15 protein-coding genes and 1 pseudogene are annotated in these 23,045 nt (G+C 61.9%); 12 read left to right on the forward strand and 4 right to left on the reverse strand.

Going from position 1 to position 23,045, the window contains the following annotated elements:
- Window positions 1–205: 205 nt before the first annotated feature.
- The 7 genes from AC0L2A_RS00565 (at window position 206) to bglA (ending at window position 13,183) form a co-directional block, all read left to right on the forward strand.
- Entirely contained in the window at window positions 206–2,668 is a 2,463-nt protein-coding gene (locus AC0L2A_RS00565; protein WP_473491662.1) for a glycogen/starch/alpha-glucan phosphorylase, read from the forward strand.
- Window positions 2,669–2,726: 58 nt separating this feature from the next.
- Window positions 2,727–4,940: a 1,4-alpha-glucan branching protein GlgB gene (gene glgB / locus AC0L2A_RS00570; protein ID WP_473607121.1), complete on the forward strand. Its 2,214-nt coding sequence runs from the start codon at window positions 2,727–2,729 to the stop codon at window positions 4,938–4,940.
- 36 nt (window positions 4,941–4,976) lie between these two features.
- Window positions 4,977–6,245: a glucose-1-phosphate adenylyltransferase gene (gene glgC / locus AC0L2A_RS00575; protein ID WP_077381220.1), complete on the forward strand. Its 1,269-nt coding sequence runs from the start codon at window positions 4,977–4,979 to the stop codon at window positions 6,243–6,245.
- Window positions 6,246–7,688, forward strand: coding sequence for a glycogen synthase GlgA (glgA, locus tag AC0L2A_RS00580; RefSeq protein WP_473607122.1), 1,443 nt, complete (start codon window positions 6,246–6,248; stop codon window positions 7,686–7,688).
- 3 nt (window positions 7,689–7,691) lie between these two features.
- A complete protein-coding gene (locus tag AC0L2A_RS00585; protein WP_091589859.1) occupies window positions 7,692–9,320 on the forward strand; it encodes an alpha-D-glucose phosphate-specific phosphoglucomutase in 1,629 nt (542 codons plus the stop codon).
- Window positions 9,321–9,555: 235 nt separating this feature from the next.
- Window positions 9,556–11,568: a glycogen debranching protein GlgX gene (gene glgX / locus AC0L2A_RS00590; RefSeq protein WP_473607123.1), complete on the forward strand. Its 2,013-nt coding sequence runs from the start codon at window positions 9,556–9,558 to the stop codon at window positions 11,566–11,568.
- Window positions 11,558–13,183 (forward strand): beta-galactosidase BglA, encoded by a 1,626-nt coding sequence (bglA, locus tag AC0L2A_RS00595; protein WP_473607124.1) that lies wholly within the window; start codon window positions 11,558–11,560, stop codon window positions 13,181–13,183. The genes glgX and bglA overlap by 11 nt, the downstream gene beginning before the upstream one ends.
- 10 nt (window positions 13,184–13,193) lie before the next feature.
- Here the strand turns inward: bglA and AC0L2A_RS00600 are convergent, their stop codons facing one another.
- The 3 genes from AC0L2A_RS00600 to AC0L2A_RS00610 form a co-directional block, all read right to left on the reverse strand.
- Window positions 13,194–14,978, reverse strand: coding sequence for a pilus assembly protein TadG-related protein (locus AC0L2A_RS00600; protein WP_236473085.1), 1,785 nt, complete (start codon window positions 14,976–14,978; stop codon window positions 13,194–13,196).
- Window positions 14,979–15,458 carry a TadE family protein gene (locus tag AC0L2A_RS00605; protein ID WP_473607125.1) on the reverse strand — a complete coding sequence of 160 codons (480 nt, stop codon included), beginning with the start codon at window positions 15,456–15,458 and terminating at the stop codon, window positions 14,979–14,981.
- Window positions 15,459–15,934: 476 nt separating this feature from the next.
- Complete coding sequence (locus tag AC0L2A_RS00610; RefSeq protein ID WP_473607325.1) at window positions 15,935–16,303, reverse strand: hypothetical protein; 369 nt, start codon at window positions 16,301–16,303, stop codon at window positions 15,935–15,937.
- Between AC0L2A_RS00610 and AC0L2A_RS00615 the strand changes: the two genes are divergently transcribed.
- From AC0L2A_RS00615 to AC0L2A_RS00635, 5 genes and pseudogenes are all read left to right on the forward strand, one after another.
- Window positions 16,190–16,687: a GGDEF domain-containing protein gene (locus tag AC0L2A_RS00615; RefSeq protein ID WP_473607308.1), complete on the forward strand. Its 498-nt coding sequence runs from the start codon at window positions 16,190–16,192 to the stop codon at window positions 16,685–16,687. The genes AC0L2A_RS00610 and AC0L2A_RS00615 overlap by 114 nt on opposite strands.
- 316 nt (window positions 16,688–17,003) lie before the next feature.
- Window positions 17,004–18,596 (forward strand): peptide ABC transporter substrate-binding protein, encoded by a 1,593-nt coding sequence (locus AC0L2A_RS00620; RefSeq protein ID WP_473519745.1) that lies wholly within the window; start codon window positions 17,004–17,006, stop codon window positions 18,594–18,596.
- A gap of 162 nt (window positions 18,597–18,758) precedes the next feature.
- A complete protein-coding gene (locus tag AC0L2A_RS00625; protein ID WP_023799733.1) occupies window positions 18,759–19,682 on the forward strand; it encodes an ABC transporter permease subunit in 924 nt (307 codons plus the stop codon).
- Window positions 19,675–20,796, forward strand: a complete 1,122-nt coding sequence (locus tag AC0L2A_RS00630; protein WP_023799732.1) for an ABC transporter permease — start codon at window positions 19,675–19,677, stop codon at window positions 20,794–20,796. Before AC0L2A_RS00625 ends, AC0L2A_RS00630 begins: the two co-directional genes overlap by 8 nt.
- A gap of 1 nt (window position 20,797) precedes the next feature.
- Window positions 20,798–22,416, forward strand: a pseudogene (locus tag AC0L2A_RS00635) (ABC transporter ATP-binding protein).
- A 173-nt stretch (window positions 22,417–22,589) separates the two neighbouring features.
- On the opposite strand, the gene AC0L2A_RS00640 reads toward AC0L2A_RS00635, so the two are convergent.
- Entirely contained in the window at window positions 22,590–23,036 is a 447-nt protein-coding gene (locus AC0L2A_RS00640) for an SRPBCC family protein (RefSeq protein ID WP_091590742.1), read from the reverse strand.
- Window positions 23,037–23,045: the final 9 nt, after the last annotated feature.

The raw sequence follows: 23,045 nt of genomic DNA on the forward strand, positions 1-23,045 counted from the left end.
TCTTGGGACGATATGCACATAACTAAGAATCTAAGATGCGTCGCAGACGCCGCCCAAACGCGACGCACTTCAAGTTGCTAAACTGCCGCTGGGTAAGCTTCCCCGCGGCAATCTAACTCGATTGAACGCATAACAATATGCGCTAGCATGGGCTGGGAGGAATGGTGAAAGCCGGTATGATCATGGCAACCGCACGAGAGGCAGCATGACGCGCGCGATGACATCCAAAACTCCCATTCTCGAAAACTCCGATCCCAAGGCGCTTGCCGACGAAGTCTTGAAGGCCCTCAAATACAGGCTCGGCAAGGGGACCAGCGTCGCGACGCAATACGACTGGCTCACCGCCTCGATAAAGGTCGTGCGCGACCATATCGTCGATCATTGGATGCAGGCAACGCAAGAGGCCTACGCCCATCAGGAAAAGCGCGTCTATTACCTGTCACTGGAATTCCTCATCGGCCGCCTGATGCGCGACGCCTTCTCCAATCTCGGCCTGATGGACAATATGCGCGAAGCGCTGCGGTCTCTCGGCGTCGACCTCGACCTCATCGCGGCCCTCGAACCAGATGCAGCGCTTGGCAATGGCGGTCTCGGCCGGCTCGCCGCCTGCTTCATGGAAAGCATGGCAACCGTCGACATTCCCGCGCATGGCTATGGCATTCGCTACGCCAATGGCATGTTCCGGCAGGAAATCCATGGCGGCTGGCAGGTTGAGCTGCCCGAGACCTGGCTCGATCACGGCAACCCCTGGGAGTTCGAGCGGCGCGAACGCTCATTCGAGGTCGGTTTCGGCGGCTCGGTGGAATCGATCACCTCGAAGGACGGCAGGCTTGAGCGCCACGTCTGGAAGCCGATCGAACATGTTCTGGCGGTTGCCTACGATACGCCGGTGGTTGGCTGGCGGGCCAACCGCGTCAACACGCTGCGGCTCTGGTCCGGCATGCCGATCGATCCGATCCTGCTCGACAAGTTCAACGCCGGCGACCACATCGGTGCGCTCGCCGAAAGCAACAAGGCCGATGCCTTGTCGCGCGTCCTTTACCCTGCCGATTCCCACAAGGCCGGTCAGGAGCTGCGGCTCAGGCAAGAGTATTTCTTTTCCACCGCATCGTTGCAGGATATCATTCAGCGTCATCTCAGCCAGTATGGCGACCTGCAGTCGCTGCCCGACAAGGCGGCGATCCATCTGAACGACACCCATCCGGCCATCGCCGTGCCCGAGCTGATGCGCCTGTTGATGGATGTCCACGGCATGGATTTCGATCAGGCCTGGAGCATCACCAAGCGCACTTTCGGCTACACCAACCACACGCTGCTTCCAGAGGCGCTCGAAAGCTGGCCGGTGCCGCTGTTCGAGCGGCTGTTGCCGCGCCATATGCAGATCGTCTACGCCATCAATGCCGAAGTGCTGCTGGAGGCGCGCGCCTCCGATCAGTTTTCTGACGAGCAGATCAGCCAGATCTCGCTGATACAGGAAAACGGCGAGCGCCGGGTGCGCATGGGCAATCTGGCGTTTGTCGGCTCGCACTCGATCAACGGCGTCTCTGCCCTTCACACCGAGCTGATGAAAGAAACGGTGTTTGCCGAGCTCCACCGGCTCTACCCCGACCGCATCAATAACAAGACCAACGGCATCACGCCGCGGCGCTGGCTGATCCAGTGCAATCCCGGTCTCACCGCGCTCACCCGTGAGGCGATCGGCGATCGCTTCCTCGACGATATAGACGCGATCAAGGAGCTCGATGCCTTTGCCGACGACGCCGCCTTCCGCGACAAGTTCGCGGCAGTCAAGCGGGCGAACAAGGCCAAGCTCGCCAATCTCGTCGCTGACCGCCTCGGCATCAGGATCGATCCCTCGGCGCTGTTCGACATCCAGATCAAGCGCATCCACGAATACAAGCGCCAGCTCCTGAACATCCTCGAAACAGTCGCCCTCTACGACCAGATCCGCTCCCATCCCGAGCGCAACTGGATGCCACGCGTCAAGTTCTTCGGCGGCAAGGCGGCGCCCAGCTATCACAATGCCAAGCTGATCATCAAACTCGCCAACGACGTCGCCAAAGTCATCAACCGCGACCCGGCCGTTCGCGGCTTGCTCAAAGTGGTGTTCGTGCCGAACTACAATGTCAGCCTGGCCGAGATCATGATCCCGGCCGCCGATCTTTCGGAGCAGATATCGACCGCCGGGATGGAAGCCTCCGGCACCGGCAACATGAAATTTGCGCTGAACGGTGCGCTGACCATCGGCACGCTCGACGGCGCCAATGTCGAGATCAAGGAATGCGTCGGCGACGACAACATCTTCGTTTTCGGCCTGACCACCGAAGAGGTCGCCGAGCGGCGCAGCAACGGCTACGATCCGCGATCGGTGATCGAAGCCTCTCCCGAACTGGCGCAGGCCGTGGCTGCCGTTTCGACGGGCGTCTTTTCGCCTGACGATCCGGAACGCTATCGCGACCTGATGAACGGCCTCTATCAGAGCGACTGGTTCATGGTCGCCGCGGATTTCGATGCCTACGCCTCAACCCAGCGCGATGTCGACGCCGTCTGGCGCGACAGCCCGGATTGGTACGCCAGGGCAATTCGCAATGTCGCCCGCGTCGGCTGGTTCTCGTCCGATCGCACGATCCGCCAATATGCGAAAGAAATCTGGAACGTGCCCGTCTGATATGATTGCATGAGGCCACGAACAACGTGGTCCGGGTGCCGGGGAGGGTCACTGCCTGATGAGGAAGCCGCGCGCGACCGCTGCGACAAGCGGGCCGGATGGACTGGCGTCAGCCGGTGATGTCGCGGCAATTGTCGCCGGCACGCATGGTGATCCTTTCGCTGTCCTCGGTGTGCACGAGGTCGACAAGGGCTTTGTCGCCCGCTGCTTTGTCCCTCATGCCGAGTTCGTCACTGCCTATACGCTGACCGGCAAGAACGCCGGCGAACTCTCCAGGCGCGACGAAGGCGGCTTCTTCGAGGGCAGCCTGTCGCTCAGAAAGCGTCAGCCGCTGCGCTATCACGCGCGCAATGCCGGCGGTGACTGGTGGCTGACCGATCCCTATTCGTTCGGTCCGGTACTGGGTCCGCTGGACGACTATTACATCGCCGAAGGTTCGCACCTCAGGCTGTTCGACAAGCTCGGGGCGCATCTCATCGATCACGAGGGTGCATCCGGCGTGCATTTCGCCGTCTGGGCGCCCAATGCAAGGCGCGTTTCGGTGGTCGGCGACTTCAACGAATGGGACGGCCGCAGGCATACGATGCGCGTCCGCCGCGACACCGGCATCTGGGAGTTGTTCATCCCCGACATCGGCGCCGGACGGCCATACAAATACGAGATCATCGGGCCCGATGGCGTGAGGCTGCCGCTGAAGGCCGATCCGTTCGCTTTCAAGTCCGAACTGCGACCGGCCACCGCTTCGGTGACGGCGCTTCCGCCGGCGCATCAATGGGGTGACGAGGCGCACCGCAATTTCTGGCGCAGCGCCGACGCCCGCCGCGAGGCGGTGTCGATCTATGAGGTCCATGCCGGCTCCTGGCAGCTTCACGACGACGGCAGCTTCCTGTCATGGGACGAGCTTGCCGACCGGCTGATCCCGTATGTCGTCGACACGGGTTTCACCCATATCGAATTCATGCCGATCTCCGAACATCCCTATGATCCGTCCTGGGGCTATCAGACGACGGGCCTCTACGCGCCGTCGGCCCGCTTCGGCGATCCGGACGGTTTTGCCCGGTTCGTCGACGGCGCCCACCGCGCCGGCATCGGCGTCATCCTGGACTGGGTGCCGGCGCATTTTCCGGTGGACGCGCATGGCCTGGCCAATTTCGACGGCACCGCGCTCTATGAGCATGCCGACCCGCGCAAGGGCTTCCATCCCGACTGGAACACCGCGATCTACAATTTCGGCCGGCGCGAGGTGGTCTCGTTCCTGGTCAACAATGCGCTGTTCTGGGCCGAAAAATACCATGTCGACGGTTTGCGCGTCGATGCCGTCGCCTCGATGCTCTACCTCGACTATTCGCGCAAGGTCGGCGAATGGATTCCCAACGAAAAAGGCGGGCGCGAAAACCTCGAGGCGGTCAGCTTCCTCCAGAGGATGAACAAGGAAGTCTATGGTCATCATCCGGGTGTGATGACGATCGCCGAGGAATCGACCTCATGGCCAAAAGTTTCGCAGCCGGTGCATGAGGGCGGGCTGGGTTTCGGCTTCAAGTGGAACATGGGCTTCATGCACGACACGCTGGAGTATTTCTCCAAAGAGCCGATTTTCCGCAAGCATCACCACGGCGACATCACCTTCGGTCTGGTCTACGCCTTCTCAGAGAATTTCGTGCTGCCGCTCTCCCATGACGAGGTCGTGCACGGCAAGGGGACGCTGCTTGGCAAGATGGCCGGCGACGACTGGCAGAAATTCGCGACGCTGCGCGCCTACTACGCCTTTATGTGGGGCTACCCCGGCAAGAAGCTGTTGTTCATGGGGCAGGAATTCGCCCAGCGCCGCGAGTGGAGCGAGGCGCGCGCACTCGACTGGAACCTGCTCGATTTCCGGGCCCACCGCGGCGTCTGGCAGACGGTGCGCGATCTCAACTATCTCTACCGCTCACGGCCGGCGTTGCATGCGCGCGATTGCGAACCGGAGGGGTTTTCCTGGCTGATCGTCGACGACAGCGCCAACTCGGTCTTTGCCTGGCTGCGCAGCGCGCCGGGCGGAAACCCGGTCGCCGTCATCTCCAATTTTACGCCGGTGCCGCGCGACAATTACCGCGTGCCGTTGCCAATGGCTGGAAGATGGCGCGAGATCATCAACACGGACGCCTCCGACTATGGCGGTTCCGGCAAGGGCAATGACGGTGCCGTCGAGGCTCGCAAGGAAGCAGGAGGCATCTCGGCGACGATGCTGTTGCCGCCGCTGTCGACGATCATGCTCGAATTTGCTCCGGACTAGGCGATGTCTCGCAGCGCGTAACTTGGGAGGATAAGAATGGCAGAGATAAAACGGACCCAGCCGCTGGCGCGCGATGCCATGGCCTATGTTCTGGCCGGCGGCCGTGGCAGCCGCCTCAAGGAATTGACCGACCGGCGCGCCAAACCAGCGGTCTATTTCGGCGGCAAGACGCGCATCATCGATTTTGCGCTCTCCAATGCGCTCAATTCCGGTATTCGCCGCCTCGGCGTGGCCACCCAGTACAAGGCGCACTCGCTGATCCGCCACCTGCAGCGCGGCTGGAACTTCCTTCGGCCCGAGCGCAACGAGAGCTTCGACATCCTGCCGGCCAGTCAGCGCGTATCGGAAACGCAATGGTATGAGGGCACGGCCGATGCCGTCTACCAGAACATCGACATCATCGAGGCCTACGGGCCCGAATACATGGTCATCCTGGCCGGCGATCACGTCTACAAGATGGACTATGAGCTGATGCTTCGCCAGCATGTCGACGCCGGCGCCGACGTCACCGTCGGCTGCCTCGAAGTGCCGCGCATGGAGGCGACCGGCTTCGGCGTCATGCATGTCGACAAGAAGGACACCATCATCTCCTTCATCGAGAAGCCCGCCGATCCGCCCGGCATTCCCGACAAGCCGGATTTTGCCCTGGCCTCGATGGGCATCTACGTGTTCAAGACCAAGTTCCTGATGGAGCAGCTGCGCCGCGACGCGGCCGAACCGGGCTCAAGCCGTGACTTCGGCAAGGACATCATCCCCTATGTCGTCGAGCACGGCAAGGCGATCGCCCATCGCTTCGCCAAATCCTGCGTGCGCTCGACCGCCGAGAACGAAGCCTACTGGCGCGATGTCGGGACCGTCGACGCCTATTGGGAAGCCAATATCGACCTCACCGACATCACGCCCGAGCTCGATCTCTACGACCGCGACTGGCCGATCTGGACCTATGCCGAGCTGAAGCCGCCGGCGAAGTTCGTGCATGACGAGGATGGTCGCCGTGGCTCGGCGGTATCCTCGCTGGTCTCGGGCGATTGCATCGTCTCAGGCGCGTCGCTGAAGCGAAGCCTGATCTTCACCGGCGCGCGCATCAACTCCTATTCGACGCTCGAGGACGTCGTCATGCTGCCCGACTGCCAGGTCGGCCGCAGCGCGAGATTGAAGCGCGTGGTGATCGATCATGGCGTCAGGATTCCCGAAGGGCTCGTGGTCGGCGAGGATCCCGTCCTCGACGCCAAGCGCTTCCGCGTTTCCGAAAAGGGCATCTGCCTCGTCACGCAGGCCATGATCGACAAACTGGGATTGTCGTGAATGCAGGTCCTGTCGGTCACGCCCGAAATATTTCCTCTGATCAAGACTGGCGGGCTTGCCGACGTGACCGGCGCATTACCGGTCGCGCTCGCCGGCAAGGGCGTGACGATGCGCACGCTTGTCCCCGGCTATCCCCAGATCATCGATGCCTTCAAGAAGAAAAAACCCGTTCACCACTATCCGCTGCTGCAAGGCGGCAAGTCTTCGGTCCATGCCGTCCAGATCGCCGGGCTCGACCTGTTCGTGCTCGACGCGCCGCATCTGTTCGATCGCCCCGGCGGCCCCTATGGCAATGCCACCGGCGCCGACTGGCCGGACAATTGGCGGCGTTTCGCGGCCCTGAGCCAGGTTGGCGGCGACATCGCCGGCGGCGCCGTCTCGGGCTACCAGCCGGACATCGTCCATGCCCATGACTGGCAATCGGCGATGACGCTGGCCTATATGCGCTACGGCAAGGCGGTCGGCACGCCGTCGATGATCACCGTCCACAATCTCGCTTTCCAGGGCCAGTTCGGCGCCGGCATCTTTGGCGAACTCGGTCTGCCGGCGGCGGCCATGGCGCTCGACGGCGTCGAATACTATGGCGGCGTCGGTTTCCTCAAGGCTGGCCTGCAGGCCGCCTGGGCCATCACCACAGTCAGCCCGACCTACGCGCAGGAGATCCGCTCGCCGGAATTCGGCATGGGGCTCGATGGCCTCATCAACATGCGGTCCGTCGATCTCTATGGCATCGTCAACGGCATCGACACCGAGATATGGAACCCTGAAACCGACAAGCATCTGGTCTCCAGCTACACGGCCAGGACATTGAAGGCGCGGCACCCCAACCGGACCGCCGTCGAGGATCGTTTCAACCTTGACCGCGACGACAGTCCGATCGTCTGCGTGATCAGCCGGCTCACCTGGCAGAAGGGAATGGACATACTGGCAACGGTCGTCGACGGGATTGTTGGGAGGGGTGCCCGCCTGGCGATCCTGGGGTCCGGCGACGCCGGCCTCGAAGGCGCGCTGCTGGCCGCCGCCGCCCGCCATCGCGGTCGCATCGGCGTCGTCGTCGGTTATGACGAGGCGCTTTCCCACACCATGCAGGGCGGCTGTGACGCAATCATCATCCCGTCGCGCTTCGAGCCTTGCGGACTGACGCAGCTTTACGGCCTGCGCTATGGCTGCGTGCCGGTCGTCGCCCGCACCGGCGGTCTTGCCGACACGATCATCGACGCCAATGAAGCGGCGATTTCGGCAGGTGTGGCGACCGGCTTCCAGTTCGCACCCGCCGATGCCGGCGCCTTGCTGCACGCCGTCCGCCGGCTGGTCGCGGCGCACGCCAACCCTGCGATCTGGACGTCGATGCAGCGGCAAGGCATGAAGGCCGATGTCTCGTGGGATAAAAGCGCAGAAAAATACCTCGAACTCTATCGCTTGCTGCTTTCGAAAAGGGCTTGACGCATGATACGCACCGTCGCCACCAAACCTTATCTCGACCAGAAGCCCGGCACATCCGGGCTGCGCAAGAAAGTGCCGGTGTTCCAGCAGGAGCACTATGCCGAGAACTTCATCCAGTCGATTTTTGATGCGCTGGACGGGTTCAAGGGCAAGACGCTGGTGATCGGCGGCGACGGCCGCTTTTACAACCGCGAGGTCATCCAGAAGGCCATCGCCATGGCCGCGGCAAACGGTTTCGGCAAGGTGATGGTCGGGCAGGGCGGCATCCTGTCGACGCCGGCCGCTTCCAACATCATTCGCAAATACAACACCTTCGGCGGCATCATCCTGTCGGCCAGCCACAATCCGGGCGGCCCGCACGAGGATTTCGGCATCAAATACAATGCCGGCAATGGCGGCCCGGCACCGGAAAAGCTGACCGACGCGATCTTCGCCAGGACCAAGATGATTTCGAGCTTCAAGACCGCCGATATCGGCACGGTCGACCTCGACACGATCCGTACCGTCGAGGCGGGCGGCATGACCGTCGAGGTGATCGACCCGGTCGCCGACTATGCCGAGCTGATGGAAAATCTGTTCGATTTCGATGCGTTGCGTGGGCTGTTCAAGTCAGGCTTCCGCATGCGCTTCGACGCCATGCATGCCGTGACCGGTCCCTATGCCAAGGAGATCCTGGAAAACCGGCTCGGCGCGCCGAAAGGCACCGCCCGCAACTTCGTTCCCCTGCCGGATTTCGGCGGCCACCACCCAGACCCGAACCTGGTCCACGCAAAGCACCTCTATGACGAGATGATGGGACCGGATGCGCCGGATTTCGGCGCCGCTTCCGACGGCGACGGCGACCGCAACCTGATCATCGGCAAGGGCATTTTCATCACCCCGTCGGATTCGGTGGCTATGCTCGCCGCCAATGCTCATCTGGCGCCGGGCTACAAGGCCGGCCTGAAAGGCATCGCCCGCTCGATGCCGACCAGCGGTGCAGCCGACCGCGTCGCCGAAAAGCTCGGCATCGGCATCTATGAAACGCCGACCGGCTGGAAATTCTTTGGCAATCTGCTCGATGCCGACATGGCGACGATCTGCGGCGAGGAAAGTGCCGGAACCGGCTCCAACCATGTCCGCGAAAAGGACGGGCTGTGGGCCGTGCTTTTGTGGCTCAATATCCTCGCTGCCCGCGGCGAAAGCGCCAAGCAGATCGTCACCGAGCACTGGGCCGCCTATGGCCGCAATTACTACTCACGCCATGACTACGAGGAGGTCGAGACCGACCGCGCCAATGCGCTGGTCGACGAATTGCGGGCCAGGCTCGCTTCCTTGCCCGGCACCAGCGTGCGCGGCATGAAGATCACCAGCGCCGACGATTTCGCCTATCACGACCCGGTCGACGGCTCGATAGCCAGGAACCAGGGCATCAGGGTGCTGTTCGAAGGCGGATCGCGCGTCGTCTTCCGTCTCTCCGGCACCGGTACCTCGGGGGCGACGCTGCGCGTCTATATCGAGCGCTACGAGCCGGACAAGTCCAGGCACGATCTCGACACGCAGGAGGCGCTTGCCGACCTGATTGCGGCAGCCGATGATATTGCCGGGATACGCAGCCATACCGGCCGCGCCGAGCCGAGCGTGATTACGTGAGTTTGGTTGACAGCCGGCCGTCTGAGTTCGGCCTGCGTTGCGAGGCTCCCCCGTCTCCCCTTGTGGGAGAAAGTGGCCGAGCGAAGCTCGGTCGGATGAGGGGTGTTCCAGCTTGGCGCACACCTTTGCCCAAATCGCCCATGCCTCGTTTCTTCCAGCACCCCTCATCCGTCTCGGCGCTGCGCGCCAATCCACCTTCTCCCACAAGGGGAGAAGGGGTCGCTGAGGTCGCCGCGTGAGTCAGCTCGGTGCCACCGTCACCCGCGGCGGCATCCGCTTTGCCGCATGGTCGTCCGCGGCCAGCCGGCTCTGGGTCTCGATCTTCGATGAGCAGGGAGAGGGGGAGATCGACCGGCTCGAACTCCAGCCGGAAGGCGAGGGCGTTCACGCGCTTTTCGTCGCCGGCCTCGCCGCCGGCACCCGATACGGATTTCGCGCCGATGGCGATTATACGCCCGAGAACGGGCTTTGGTTCGATCCCGACAAGCTGCTGGTCGACCCCTATGCCGTCGAAATCGACAGGTCTTATGTCTATGACGTCAGGCTCGCCGCGCGCCGGGGCGAGGGCACGGACACTGCGCCGCTGCTGCCGAAGGCGATTACCGCCACCCTGCCGCGGCCGGTGCCCGTCTTGCCGCCGCTGTTCCAGCCCGGTGGCCTGATCTATGAAGTGCCGGTGCGCGCCTTCACCATGCTGCATCCGGACATCCCGAAGCACCAGCGCGGGACGGTTGCAGCCCTTGCCCACCCGGCTATCGTCGAGCACCTGAAAAAGCTCGGGGTCGGGGCGGTCGAACTAATGCCGGTGACGGCATCGATCGACGAGCGGCATTTGCCGCCGCTCGGGCTGCGCAATGCCTGGGGCTACAATCCCGTGACCTTCATGGCGCTCGACCCGCGCCTGGCGCCCGGCGGTCTCGCGGAATTGCGGCAGACGGTTGCCACGCTGCGTGAGGCCGGTATCGGCGTCATCCTCGATCTCGTCTTCAACCACACCGGCGAAAGCGACAGGCTTGGGCCGACGCTGTCGCTGCGCGGTCTCGACAGCCGCGCCTACTACCGGCATCGGCCGGACGGCAGCTTGATCAACGACACCGGCACCGGCAACACCGTCGCTTGTGATCATCCGGTCGTCCGGGAAATGGTCCTCGACACGCTTCGTCACTTTGTCCGCCATGCCGGCGTCGATGGTTTCCGCTTCGACCTGGCGCCCATTCTGGGGCGGGTCGATGGCGCATTCGACGCCGCTGCGCCACTGCTCATGGCTATTCGGGATGATCTGCTCCTTGGCGACCGGGTGCTCATCGCCGAGCCATGGGATATCGGCCCGGACGGCTATCAGCTTGGCAATTTTCCGCCGCCCTTCCTCGAATGGAACGACAGATATCGCGACGACATCCGCCGGTTCTGGCGCGGCCACAGCGGGATGGTCGGCGCGCTCGCCACCCGGCTTGCCGGCTCATCCGACGTGTTTGCCAAGCCAGGCCAGCAGACGAGCCGCAGCGTCAATTTCATCGCCGCGCATGACGGCATGACGCTGGCCGACATTGTTGCCTACGAGCACAAGCACAATGAGGCCAATGGCGAGCAGAACCGCGATGGCCACGATGACAATCTGTCCTGGAACAATGGCGTCGAGGGTGAGACCGGCGACCGGGCGATCGTTATGGCACGTTTCGATGACCGGTGTGCGCTGCTGGCCACGCTGTTTGCCTCACGCGGCACGATCATGCTGACCGCCGGAGACGAATTCGGCCGCACCCAGAAGGGCAACAACAACGCCTATGCGCAGGACAACGAGATCACCTGGCTCGACTGGTCCGGGCGCGATCGGGCGCTGGAACAATACGCCGTTTTGCTCGCCGCGACGCGTCGTTGCGTGCCGGCGCTTTCCGACACGCGCTTCCTGACAGGAGAGCCGCCGCCCGGATCAGAGCAACCGGACGCGGTCTGGCTCACTGAAACCGCCGCGCCGCTCGACGAGGCAGGCTGGCGCGATCCGGGGCGGCACCGCCTGGTCATGATGCTCGACAGCGATGATTGCCGCCTTGCCGCGGTCATCAATGGCGATCGCCGGGGGTGTATGTTCACGCTGCCGGAGCGCGACGGATTTCGCTGGCAGCCAGCCATCGAAGCATCGGACGGCGCAGCCGGAATTTCACGGCCGGTGCCGGGGCGAACGGTGATTTTCATGATCGAACACGAAGCCGCGCAGGCTCAGATAAAGGAGAACCCGAGTGGCAAGTGACCACGCCGAGTGGTGGCGCGGCTGCGTCATCTACCAGATCTACCCGCGCTCCTTTCAGGACACGACGGGGGACGGCAGTGGCGATCTGCGTGGTATCACATCGAGGCTGGCGCATGTCGCATCGCTTGGCGCTGACGCCGTCTGGCTATCACCGTTCTTCAAGTCGCCGATGGCCGATATGGGCTACGACGTATCCGACTATACAGCCGTCGATCCGATGTTTGGAACATCAGCGGATTTCGATGCGGTGGTCACCGAGGCGCACCGTCTCGGCCTGAAAGTCATTATCGACCAGGTCCTGTCGCATTCGTCCGACCGGCACGAATGGTTCGTCGAAAGCCGTACGAGCCGCGATAACCCCAGGGCGGACTGGTATGTCTGGGCCGATCCGAGGCCCGACGGCACCGCGCCCAACAACTGGCTGTCGGTCTTCGGCGGCCCCGCCTGGGAGTGGGACGCGACCCGCAGGCAGTATTACATGCACAATTTTCTCGCCTCGCAGCCGGACCTCAATTTCCACAATCCGGAGGTTCAGGACGCCCTGCTGGAAACGGTGCGGTTTTGGCTGGAGCGCGGCGTCGACGGGTTTCGCCTCGATACCGTCAACTACTATGTCCATGACCGCTGGCTGCGCAGCAACCCGCCCCTGGCGTCAAGCGTCGCAGGCACCAACACCGAAACCAATCCGTACCTCTATCAGGAGCATTTGTTTGACAAGACGCAGCCCGAAAACCTGGCTTTCCTCAAGCGGTTTCGGGCGCTGCTCGACGAATATGAGGGCCGCGTCGCTGTCGGCGAGGTCGGCGACGAAGCCCGTTCGTTGCAGACGCTCGCCGCCTACACCAGCGGCGGCGACAAGCTCGACATGTGCTACACATTCGACCTGCTCGGTCCGCAATTCTCGGCGGCGCATGTGCGTGGCTGCGTCGAAGCGTTCGAGAGTGCTGTCTCCGACGGCTGGGTCTGCTGGGCGTTTTCCAACCACGATGTCGTTCGCCATGTGACGCGATGGACAAGGCCCGGCGGCGACCCGGAAAGGACGGCGAAGTTCTCCATCGCGCTGCTGTCATGCCTGCGTGGATCGATCTGTCTCTATCAGGGTGAGGAACTCGGGCTGGAGGAGGCGGAATTGGCGTTCGAGGATCTGCGCGATCCTTACGGCATCCGCTTCTGGCCGGGGTTCAAGGGCAGGGATGGCTGCCGCACGCCGATGGTGTGGGAGAAGGGCGCCAACAATGCCGGCTTTTCAATCGGCAGGCCGTGGCTTCCAATCCCGGAAAGCCATCGCGCCCGCGCGGTCGATATCCAGAACGGCGAGGAAAAGTCAGTTCTGGCCAGCTATCGGGCGATGCTGGCGTTGCGCAGGCGGCATGCGGCGCTGGTACAAGGTTCGACCCGTTTTCTCGATGCCGAGGGCGAAGTGCTTGCCTTCATTCGCGAAGGCGGCGGCGAGAAGCTGCTGTGCGTTTTCAACTTCGCCGAGGACCCGGCCAACTGGCCGTTGCCGCAGGGTATCGATGTCGCGGAGACGATCGACCTTGGCGCTGGTGCCGCCTTGCAGGAAAAGATTCTGTCGCTGCCGCCGTTGGGCTGCTTTCTCGGACGGGCTGGCTGATCTCTCCAACTCACTGAACAAGCACAGAGCGCCCGCAAGTCGCGCCCATGACCCGGACATCGGCCTCGCCGACGCGCACGCCCAGCGCCCCAAGCACGTTGTAAACCAATTCGTCGACCGGCGCCGTCACGCCGTTCAGCAGCGCCACCACTGCCGGCTTCACGGTTCCGAGCAAGGCGGTTACATCAAGCCCGAGGCCCAGCGCACTGACCGAAAGCGACAAATTGTTGACCAGCGACGTGGTGAGAGATTGCGTCAGGTTCTTCGTCGAGGCGTTCTTTATCGTCTTGCTTGCGATGTCGGTGCTGTTGAAGGTCAAGATCGTCGGATCGTTGTTGGCGATCTCAACGGCTGCAGAACCATTCACGCCGATCAGATTGAGGGTGAGAAACAGAAGCTTCACGCTGACCTGCGCGATTTCGGCATTTTGAAACGACTGTGGGTTGCTGAAATCGGCGAAGGCGGAGGGGCTGTTATCGGCATCGCTGGCGCCAAGGTGCAGCGAGGCAAGGCCCGGACGTGCGGCAATGGTAACTTTCAAACTGTCGGGGTGCCCCGTCGGGCAGCTGATGTCGGTCAGTTTGGCTTCGGCAGAGGCCACCTCGACATGCAGCGGCAGTTTGACGGCCAGCAGGCTGATGCCGCCACCGAGGTTCGCATTGCTGCCGCCGATGGACGCCACCAGCTTGATCCGCGTCTGCGCCGTACGCACCACAGCACCCTTCTCGCCGACTGTCAGCCATGGCGAGAATTGTGCAGGTTCGCCGATTGCAATCGCAAGCGTGGTGGAGGCAAGCCCCGGAATGGCGGCTCCGAGATTGAGCTCGACCTGCTTCGAGCCGTTGGCCAGTGCAGCAGCGGTGGTCAGCATGCCCATGGCGCTGGCGTCGACCGAAAAGCCGGGCGACTTTTGCCCGAGGCCCAACTGGCCCATTGATCCAAGATCGACAAGATGATTGAGCGGTATCTTGACCGTGTTGGTGGTCCTTGACGCGATTGTCTGCAAAGCCAGCTTGCTGGTGCTGCCAACGGGTGAAACATTAGCCATGGCGGTCGCTATCTCGCCCACCGTCGCCTTGGAAGCCAGCACCTCCGAATAGCTGACACCCGTCAGCTGCATCTCAACGGCAAGGGCATCGATGAACGAAAGCAGGTTCACGTCGGCAGCGATCAGAGCGTTGTAGTCCATGACGCTGAGCGCGATGTTGCCGCCCAGGAACTTGCTGAGAAGAGCGTTGAGGATGCCGCCATTGACGCTGAGAAGCCTGGACCCGACCGAGAACATCGCCTGCGGCGCTATGCTGGCCACGGCTTGGGTGCCGATCACCGGCGTAGGGATAAGCGAACTCGCGAAATAGCGGGCAGGAACCTTTTTCAGCGTGACATGAACCGCGTTGTAGGGCGTTTTGCCGGCCTCGAAGCGCTTGTCGACGCCGAGCGACGACTCTGCTGAATATCGGCCGGGGGTGACCGACACGATAGTCTTTCCAAGGGCAGGGGTGATCGTCTGCCCTGCCTTCTGAACAACGATACCCGGCATTCCGTTGTCGCCGAGCGTGGTCACCACCGCGGCGTCAATGTTGTTGATGTTGGAGGCGGCGGTGATTGCCGCCAGATCGACCAGCGACTGAGCCTCCCGGCGCTCCACATAGATCGAGCCTTCATCGATGGCGAAGGCGGCCAGCGCCAGCGCGAACGGTGCGCACAGCGCCGTCATGACGGCGAAGTTCGCCGTCAGGTCGCCAAGCATCGAGCGGGCGACCCGGCCGATCCTGCCCGCCAAAGTTTGCGACATTCAGATGCCTCCAACCCGGATTGTCGACTGGCGTGAGATCGTGGTGCCAGGCATGGGCAGTGCCGGGAACAGATTCCAGACCGGCAGGTTGCGGGCATCATATTGGATGGACACGACGAATTGGTTTCCGTCGGCCGTGCTGTCCTTGGCCTGGTAGGTCAGCTTGTCGGAATCGACGAATGGATATCCCGCGGCATTGGTGGTGACGAAACTGGTCACCAGCGCCTGGCGCTCATCTTCGTTCAGCCCGGCAATCGCCGTGCGTGCGGCGTCCGCTGCGATCTGCTGCACGGAGTGACTGGCGCCAAAATAGATGCCATATGCAACCATGCCAAGCAGAAGCAAGATGAAAATGGGCGCAAGCAGTGCAAATTCGATCGCGGACGTTCCGGACGGTTCTCGAAACTGATGTAATTTGCGTTTTAGCTGACGCGTATTGCGCCGCTTTCTAGCGATTGTCCCAGTTTCCGCGCTGTTCATGTCCGTCGCCTATCAAGACATACCGAAGCCCGCAAAAGATGTAATCCGTGGTTGCTTAAAGGCGGCTTAAGACATTCTGGCAAAGTGGAATCGACGACAGATTTCTTGCCGGAAACGAATGCTTGAAGCGGTTCTTCCGCCAAGTCGTGGAATTCATCAGCCGACGCGGCGCCCCGCTTCGACGCCCGACTTCTTCAACAAAAGCGGCGCAACCTGCTCGTTGCAGAGAAAGCGCCGTCGATCCCATCGACCACAACGTAGGGTTTAGTTAGTAAGGGACCCCATTGACTTGCATCAATATCATGCGATCCGCTGCAGGCTATTGCCCGTCCCAACTTCCCACGAGGTGCAAGGGTTTTCGCGCAATGTGTAGGATCTGACGTGCGGGTTGTGTCAAAATTGCTGCCGCTAGTTGTAACTTGTGTTTACCACTCACGGGTTAGGGTTATCCAAAGGCAGTTGGCGGAATGACGGCATCAGATTATCTCCTGACACGCTTCGGGAAGCTCTCGCTGTTCAGGCAGACCTGCGTCGTGGTTCTGGCAGCCATCATCGGTGCGGATACACTCACCCTCGTTTTCTATGGTATCTTCTTTGCCGACCGCCTCCTCTTGGACTTGTTCTTGACAACGGTCATCACCGTCGCGGTTGGATTTCCGCTCGGCTATTTCTTCCTGAGACAGCAGTTGAAGCTCGCCTTGATGGCCGCCAAGCTCGACCGGGCAGCACGCATCGACCACCTCACAAGCCTCGCCAACAGGAAAACCTTCTTTGAGGAGGCCGAGGCAATCGTGGGTTCCGAGGCCTTTAGGGAAGGCGCCGTGCTGTTCATCGACGCCGACCATTTCAAATCCATCAACGACACCTTTGGTCATGCCATCGGCGATGCCGTCCTCCAGGAGATGGGCAGCGTTATTCGCAACTCGATTCGGGAAAGCGACTTGGCGGCGCGCATCGGCGGCGAGGAGTTCGCTGTGTTCCTGGTCGAAGCTGGCCGCGACAAGACATTGGAAGTGGCCGAGCGGATCAGACAGAACATGCGCGGTGTCAGACGGGCAGTCGGCATCGAGGACCGAGAAATCACCGTCAGCATCGGGATTTGCCTGCACGGACCAGGCCAAACCTTGAACGACATCCTGCTGCGCGCTGATCAGAATCTCTATGTCGCAAAGAACAGGGGGCGCGACTGCATCGTCGCAACCACCGGGTTCGGACCGGTATTCGCATGATCGTGACTGGCACGATTGCTCCACCGGTATCTGCGAATCATCGCTCGGCCGAGGCGTGGCCGAACTGCTTTTGCGTAGCTGGAAGGCTCGGTCCATGGTTTCGACCGCTGTTCTGCCGGCCGCGCAGTGGCTGTCGCTGCCCCTTACTTAGGGTGACCTCACGAGTCTGTTGAAATAAAAAATCACCACGTTACTGTTTGGCCACCAGCTGCCGGAAAGGGAACCGGCGGCGCGCTCAAAGGGGCCAGCGAATCGGCTTCGGGGCGTCAACACTCAAGAGGCGCAGCTGAACGGCCGCCTCGACAGGGAGAACTTCATGCTGAAAAACATGCTGAAGGCGACGGTGTTCGCCACAACCATGGCTTTGGCCGCCGGCACGTTCTACACGCCAGCCTTCGCCGAGGTCGTCTACAACCGCGGCACCGCCGCCGAATCGGAGTCGCTCGACCCGCACAAGACCTCGACAATATACGAAGCCGCTGTATTGCGTGACCTGTTCCAGGGGCTGGTCATGCAAGACCAGAAGGCGAACGTCATTCCGGGCGCCGCCGAAAGCTGGACTGTATCGGACGACGGCACCGTCTACACCTTCAAGCTGCGCAAGGACGGTGTCTGGTCGGATGGTAGCCCGGTCACGGCAGATGACTTCGTCTACGCGTTTCATCGGCTGGAAGATCCGGCCACCGGCGCCGAATATGCTTCGATGCTCTATCCCGTGAAGAACGCCGAGGAGGTGAACACCAAGAAGGCGAAGCCGGAGGAGATGGGCGTCAAGGCAATCGACGCAAATACCCTGGAAGTGACGCTGAAGGCGCCCACGCCCTATTTCCTTGAAATGCTGACCCACCAGGCGACTTATCCGGTCAGCAAGGCGTCCATTGACAAGCTCGGCGCCGATTGGATCAAGCCGGGCAATCTGGTCTCCAACGGCCCCTTTACCCTGACGGAGTGGGTTCCCAACGACCACATCAAACTGGTCAAGAATCCGAAATTCTGGGATGCTGCGAGCGTCAAGCTCGACGTCGTCAACTACATCCCGACCGAAGATCGTTCGTCGGCGATAAAGCGCTTCGAGGCCGGCGAACTCGACAGCTACGACGACCTCCCGACCGAGCAGCTCGCCGATCTCAAGGCCAAGTTTGGCGATCAGATTCGCGTTGGACCTTACCTCGGCACCTACTATTTTTCGATCAAGACCGACAAGGCTCCGTGGGACAACGTCGAACTGCGCAATGCCATCTCCATGGCAGTCGACCGCGATTTCCTTGCCGAAAAGGTCTGGCAGAACTCAATGCTGCCCGGCTATTCGATGGTGCCTCCGGGCATTGAGGGCTATACGCCGGCAATGGCCAAATACGCCGACATGTCGCAGATCGACCGCGAGGATGAGGCCAAGAAGGTACTCGAGAAGCTTGGCTATACGCCCGAGAAACCGCTGAAGATGGAAATCCGCTACAACACGTCGGAAAACCACAAGAACACTGCAGTCGCCATCCAGGAGCAGTTGAAGCCGCTCGGCGTCGAAATCACGCTGCTCAACACCGACACCAAGACCCACTACTCCTTCCTTGAGCAGAAGGGCGACTACGACGTGGCGCGTGCCGGCTGGATTGCGGATTACAAGGATCCGGAAACCTTCCTCGGCATCTCCCGCAAGGCAAGCGGCAACAACTATTCGAGCTACAACAGCCCGGAATTCGAGAAGGCCATGGACGAGGCGGCCGCCGCGGGCGGCAAGCCTGAAGAGCGGATGAAAGAACTCGCCGAGGCCGAGCGCATCCTCGTCGATGACGTCGGCAACATCCCGCTTCTCTACTATAGTTACAAGGATATCGTTTCTCCGAAGGTTCATGGCTTCGAGGACAACGTCATGGATGTGCATCCGTCCCGCTTCATCTCCAAGGACTGATCTCCTTGGCCGGACTGCCGCTCCTTTACAGCGCCGCGCGTCCTTTGGGGCGCGCACAGGGCGCTGTAACGCCTTGATTTTGCACGTGATCCTCTCCGGACCTTCGGCTCGGGTCATGCGTTAGGGGCGGCGGTCCCGGTTTGCTAGCAAAGCGGGGAACCGATGCTGCGTTACGTATTCCGGCGGCTTCTGACCGCCATTCCGACGCTGTTGGTCATCGTGACCATGGCGTTCTTCCTGATACGCGTCGCGCCTGGCGGCCCGTTCAATCAGGAGCGGGGCCTGAGCCCCGAGATCAAGGCCAATCTCGAAGCGCAGTTCGGTCTCAACGACCCGCTCTGGCTGCAATATGTCCACTATCTCGGCAATCTGCTGCGCGGCAATTTCGGTCCGAGCTACAACATGCCGGATTTCACTGTCGGCGAATTGTTTGCCAGGGGCCTGCCCGTTTCGATCCAGATCGGCGCCTCGGCCCTGATCCTGGCGCTGCTGCTCGGCGGCCTCCTCGGCACCATTGCCGCGCTCAACCAGAACAAGCTTGCCGACTATTCGGTGATCGCTCTGGCAACCGCCGGCAGCACCATTCCGACCTTCGTCATCGCGCCGGTTATCCAGCTTCTGTTCGGTCTGACCTGGAAACTGCTGCCGATCGGCGGCTGGGGCGATGGCGCCCTGCTCAACAAGATCGGCCCTGTGCTGACCCTCGCCTTGCCGCAGATCGCCATCGTCGCCCGCCTGATGCGCGGCTCGATGATCGAATCGTTGCGCTCGCACCACATTCGCACCGCACGTGCGCTCGGCCTGTCGGACTGGTCGGTGGTCGTCAAGCATGCGCTGCGCGGTGCCATATTGCCGATTGTCTCCTTCACCGGCCCGGCGGCGGCGGCACTGCTCACCGGCTCGATCATCGTCGAGACGATCTTTTCCATTCCCGGCATCGGCCGCTATTTCGTCGAGGCCGCGCTCAACCGTGACTACACGCTGGTCATGGGCACCGTGGTGGTCATCGCGCTGTTCACCATCGTCTTCAACCTGATCGTCGACGTCATGTATGCCTTCGTCGATCCGAGGGTGCGCTATGACTGACATCGCAGCCACCGCTCCGGCCATCGTCGGCCGTTCCCTGTGGGGCGATGCCTGGGCGCGCCTCAAGGCCAACCGCGCCGCCATGTTCAGCCTGTATTATCTTGCCTTCATCGCGATCCTCAGCGTGTTCGGACCCTCTTTGGTGCCGCATCGATACACCACCATCTACGCCGACTATGTGCGCATGCCGCCGAGCTTGTCGGCCTATCCGAAGCCCGACAAGATAGAAACCGCGCTCAACGAAGCGATCAAGCGCATGCGTGTCGACATCAAGCAGTGGCGGCAGGAAGACAATCGCATCTTCGTTACCGTCACATCGCGCAAGCCGATCGACGACCGCAATGTCCGCTACCTCGACCGTTCCGATGCCTTCGACAACACCAAGATAGAGAGCAAATCGGCTGACGGCCTTGAAGCGGTGATGAGCGCTTCAATCAGGCAGCAGTATTTCCTGTTCGGCACCGACAATACTGGCCGCGATCTCCTGTCGCGGACGCTGATGGCCGGGCGCATCTCGCTGGCCATCGGCTTGCTCGCCGGGGTCGTTGCGGGCGTCATCGGCGTGCTCTATGGCGCTGCGTCCGGCCTTGCCGGCGGCAGGATAGACGAGGTGATGATGCGCATTGTCGATGTGCTCTATTCGCTGCCGTTCATTTTCTTCGTCATTATGCTGGTGGTGTTTTTCGGCCGGAACTTCGTGCTGATGTTCCTGGCGGTCGGTGCCGTGCTGTGGCTCGACATGGCGCGCATCGTGCGCGGACAGGCGCTGTCGATCCGGCGGCAGGAATATGTCCAGGCGGCGGAGGCGATGGGCATAGGCCAGCGCGGCATTCTGATCCGCCACGTCATTCCCAACCTGCTTGGCCCGGTGGTCATCTATATGACGCTGCTGGTGCCGCAAGTCATCATCCTGGAGAGTTTCCTGTCGTTCCTCGGGCTCGGCGTGCAGGAACCGATGACCAGCTGGGGCGTGCTGATCTCGACTGGCGCCAAGAACATCGGCACCGCCAACTGGCTGCTTTTGTTCCCAGCATTTTTCCTTGTCTCGACGCTGTTCGCACTGAATTTCGTCGGCGACGGCCTGCGCGACGCGCTCGACCCGAGGGATCGTTGAGATGGACACCTCCGAAACCATCCTCAGCGTCAAGGACCTTCGCGTCCGCTTCCGCACGCTTGACGGTGTGGTCGAGGCGGTCAAGGGCATCAACATCCACGTCAATGCAGGCGAAACCGTTGCCGTGGTCGGCGAATCCGGTTCCGGCAAAAGCCAGACGATGATGGCGGCGATGAGCCTGCTGGCCTCGAACGGCGAGGCGACGGGCGTCGTCGACTATCGCGGCCGCAACCTTTTGGCCCTGCACAAGTCCGAGCTCAACCAAGTCCGCGGCCGCAAGATCAGCATGATCTTCCAGGAGCCGATGACCTCGCTCGATCCGCTCTATTCGGTCGGCAACCAGCTGATCGAACCGATCCGCCGGCATCGTGGGCTTGGCGCGGCGCAAGCACGCGAAGAGGCGCTCAAGCTCTTGCGGCTGGTCCATATTCCCGATCCCGAGCGGCGGATGAAATCCTATCCGCACGAATTGTCGGGTGGCCAGCGACAGCGGGTCATGATCGCCATGGCGCTGGCCAACGATCCCGACATACTGATCGCAGACGAACCGACGACCGCGCTCGACGTGACCATCCAGGCGCAGATCCTCATGCTGCTCGCCGAACTTCAGCGCAAGCTTGGCATGGCGATCGTCTTCATCACCCACGATCTCGGCATTGTCCGGCGCTTTGCCGACCGGGTCTATGTCATGCGCTACGGCGAAGTCGTCGAGGAGGGCGAGGCGGAAGCGATCTTCGTCAATCCGCAGCATGCCTATACCAAGATGCTGTTGGCCGCCGAGCCGACCGGAACCAAGGCGCCGCCACCGCCAAATGCGCCCGTCCTGCTCGAAGGCAGGAATGTCGAGGTGACCTTCAAGATCGGCGGCGGGTTCTTGCCGGAGAGCCGCTGATCCTGCGCGCAGTCGATCACATTTCGATCCGGCTCAAACGCAACCAGACCATCGGCATCGTCGGCGAATCCGGTTCAGGAAAATCGACGCTCGGCCGAGCCCTGCTGCGGCTCCTGCCAAGCGATGGGCTCATCCGCTTTGGCGATCGCGATATTTCTGCCGCCGACCGCCAGGCCATGCGGCCGCTGCGGCGCGAATTGCAGCTGGTCTTTCAGGACCCGTTCGGTTCGCTGTCGCCGCGCATGACCGTCGGCCAGGTCATCACCGAAGGGCTTCTGGTGCATGAGCCGACCCTGTCGGGCAGGCAACGCGACCTCCGCGCCGTCGAGGCCTTGCGTGAGGTCGGGCTCGACCCGAATGCGCGCAATCGCTACCCGCACGAATTCTCCGGCGGCCAGCGCCAGCGCATCGCCATCGCGCGGGCGATGATCCTCAAGCCCAAGGTGGTCGTCCTCGACGAGCCCACGTCGGCGCTCGATCGCTCCGTCCAGAAGCAGATCGTCGAATTGCTGCGTAAGCTGCAGGCCGACCATGAACTGTCTTACCTGTTCATCAGCCACGATCTCGCCGTCGTGCGTGCCATGGCCGACTACATCATCGTCATGAAGCAGGGCAAGATCGTCGAGGAAGGGCCGACCGAGGCGATCTTCAGCAATCCGCAGGCATCCTACACGCAGACACTGATGGCCGCGGCCATCGACGTCACACGGTTTCGCTTGAGTGCATAGCGCGACCGGTCAGCAGCGGATGGTCGTTGAAAGGTCCGGAGGCGAATAGACCGTCGTCTGCAGCCACGGCTGCTATGGCTTCGATCTCGATCATCGCCTCGGGCGTTTAGAGCGCTATCATCTCGACGATCGTCTCCGCCGACAGGGCTTGAAAAAACTGCTTCCGGCGGAGTTCAGCGACCTCCTTGAACTTGCTCATGTCCTGCGCTGGATTCAACATAACGCCCGAAGTTGTCCAGGATCGCCTGCCAGCCGTCACGCTGCATGTCGATGGAGTTCTGCGTCTCGGCATCGAATATGGTCGTCACCTTCGTACCGTTGCCTGCAGCTTCGAAGGTCGTACGCGCCTTGCGCCCGTCGCTCATGGCGAATGCGATCGCCTTGTACGGCTCGACCTCTTCGTACACTGCCTCGAAATCGAAGCCGAAGCTGCCGTCCTTGGCTTCCATGCGCGCCTTGTAGCCGCCGCCCACCTTTAGGTCGGCTTCCGCGCTTGGGCAGCACCAGTCGTCGGAAGCGAAGTTCCACTGTGTGATATCGCCGGGCGTCGTGTAGGCCTCCCAGACGCGTTCGATCGGCGCGGCGATCGTGGTGGCAATGGTGATCTGCTGGTTGGTCATTTTGGTTTC

The organism is Mesorhizobium sp. WSM4844, from assembly GCF_055811775.1.

Coding starts and splice junctions, on each gene's coding strand:
- glgA (WP_473607122.1), top strand. CDS start 6,246: ATGCAGGTCCTGTCGGTCACGCCCGAAATATTTCCTCTGATCAAGACT.
- AC0L2A_RS00640 (WP_091590742.1), bottom strand. CDS start 23,036: ATGACCAACCAGCAGATCACCATTGCCACCACGATCGCCGCGCCGATC.
- glgB (WP_473607121.1), top strand. CDS start 2,727: ATGAGGAAGCCGCGCGCGACCGCTGCGACAAGCGGGCCGGATGGACTG.
- AC0L2A_RS00620 (WP_473519745.1), top strand. CDS start 17,004: ATGCTGAAAAACATGCTGAAGGCGACGGTGTTCGCCACAACCATGGCT.
- AC0L2A_RS00630 (WP_023799732.1), top strand. CDS start 19,675: ATGACTGACATCGCAGCCACCGCTCCGGCCATCGTCGGCCGTTCCCTG.
- AC0L2A_RS00610 (WP_473607325.1), bottom strand. CDS start 16,303: ATGGTCGGCGTCGATGAACAGCACGGCGCCTTCCCTAAAGGCCTCGGA.
- AC0L2A_RS00625 (WP_023799733.1), top strand. CDS start 18,759: ATGCTGCGTTACGTATTCCGGCGGCTTCTGACCGCCATTCCGACGCTG.
- AC0L2A_RS00565 (WP_473491662.1), top strand. CDS start 206: ATGACGCGCGCGATGACATCCAAAACTCCCATTCTCGAAAACTCCGAT.
- AC0L2A_RS00600 (WP_236473085.1), bottom strand. CDS start 14,978: ATGTCGCAAACTTTGGCGGGCAGGATCGGCCGGGTCGCCCGCTCGATG.
- AC0L2A_RS00585 (WP_091589859.1), top strand. CDS start 7,692: ATGATACGCACCGTCGCCACCAAACCTTATCTCGACCAGAAGCCCGGC.
- AC0L2A_RS00605 (WP_473607125.1), bottom strand. CDS start 15,458: ATGAACAGCGCGGAAACTGGGACAATCGCTAGAAAGCGGCGCAATACG.
- glgC (WP_077381220.1), top strand. CDS start 4,977: ATGGCAGAGATAAAACGGACCCAGCCGCTGGCGCGCGATGCCATGGCC.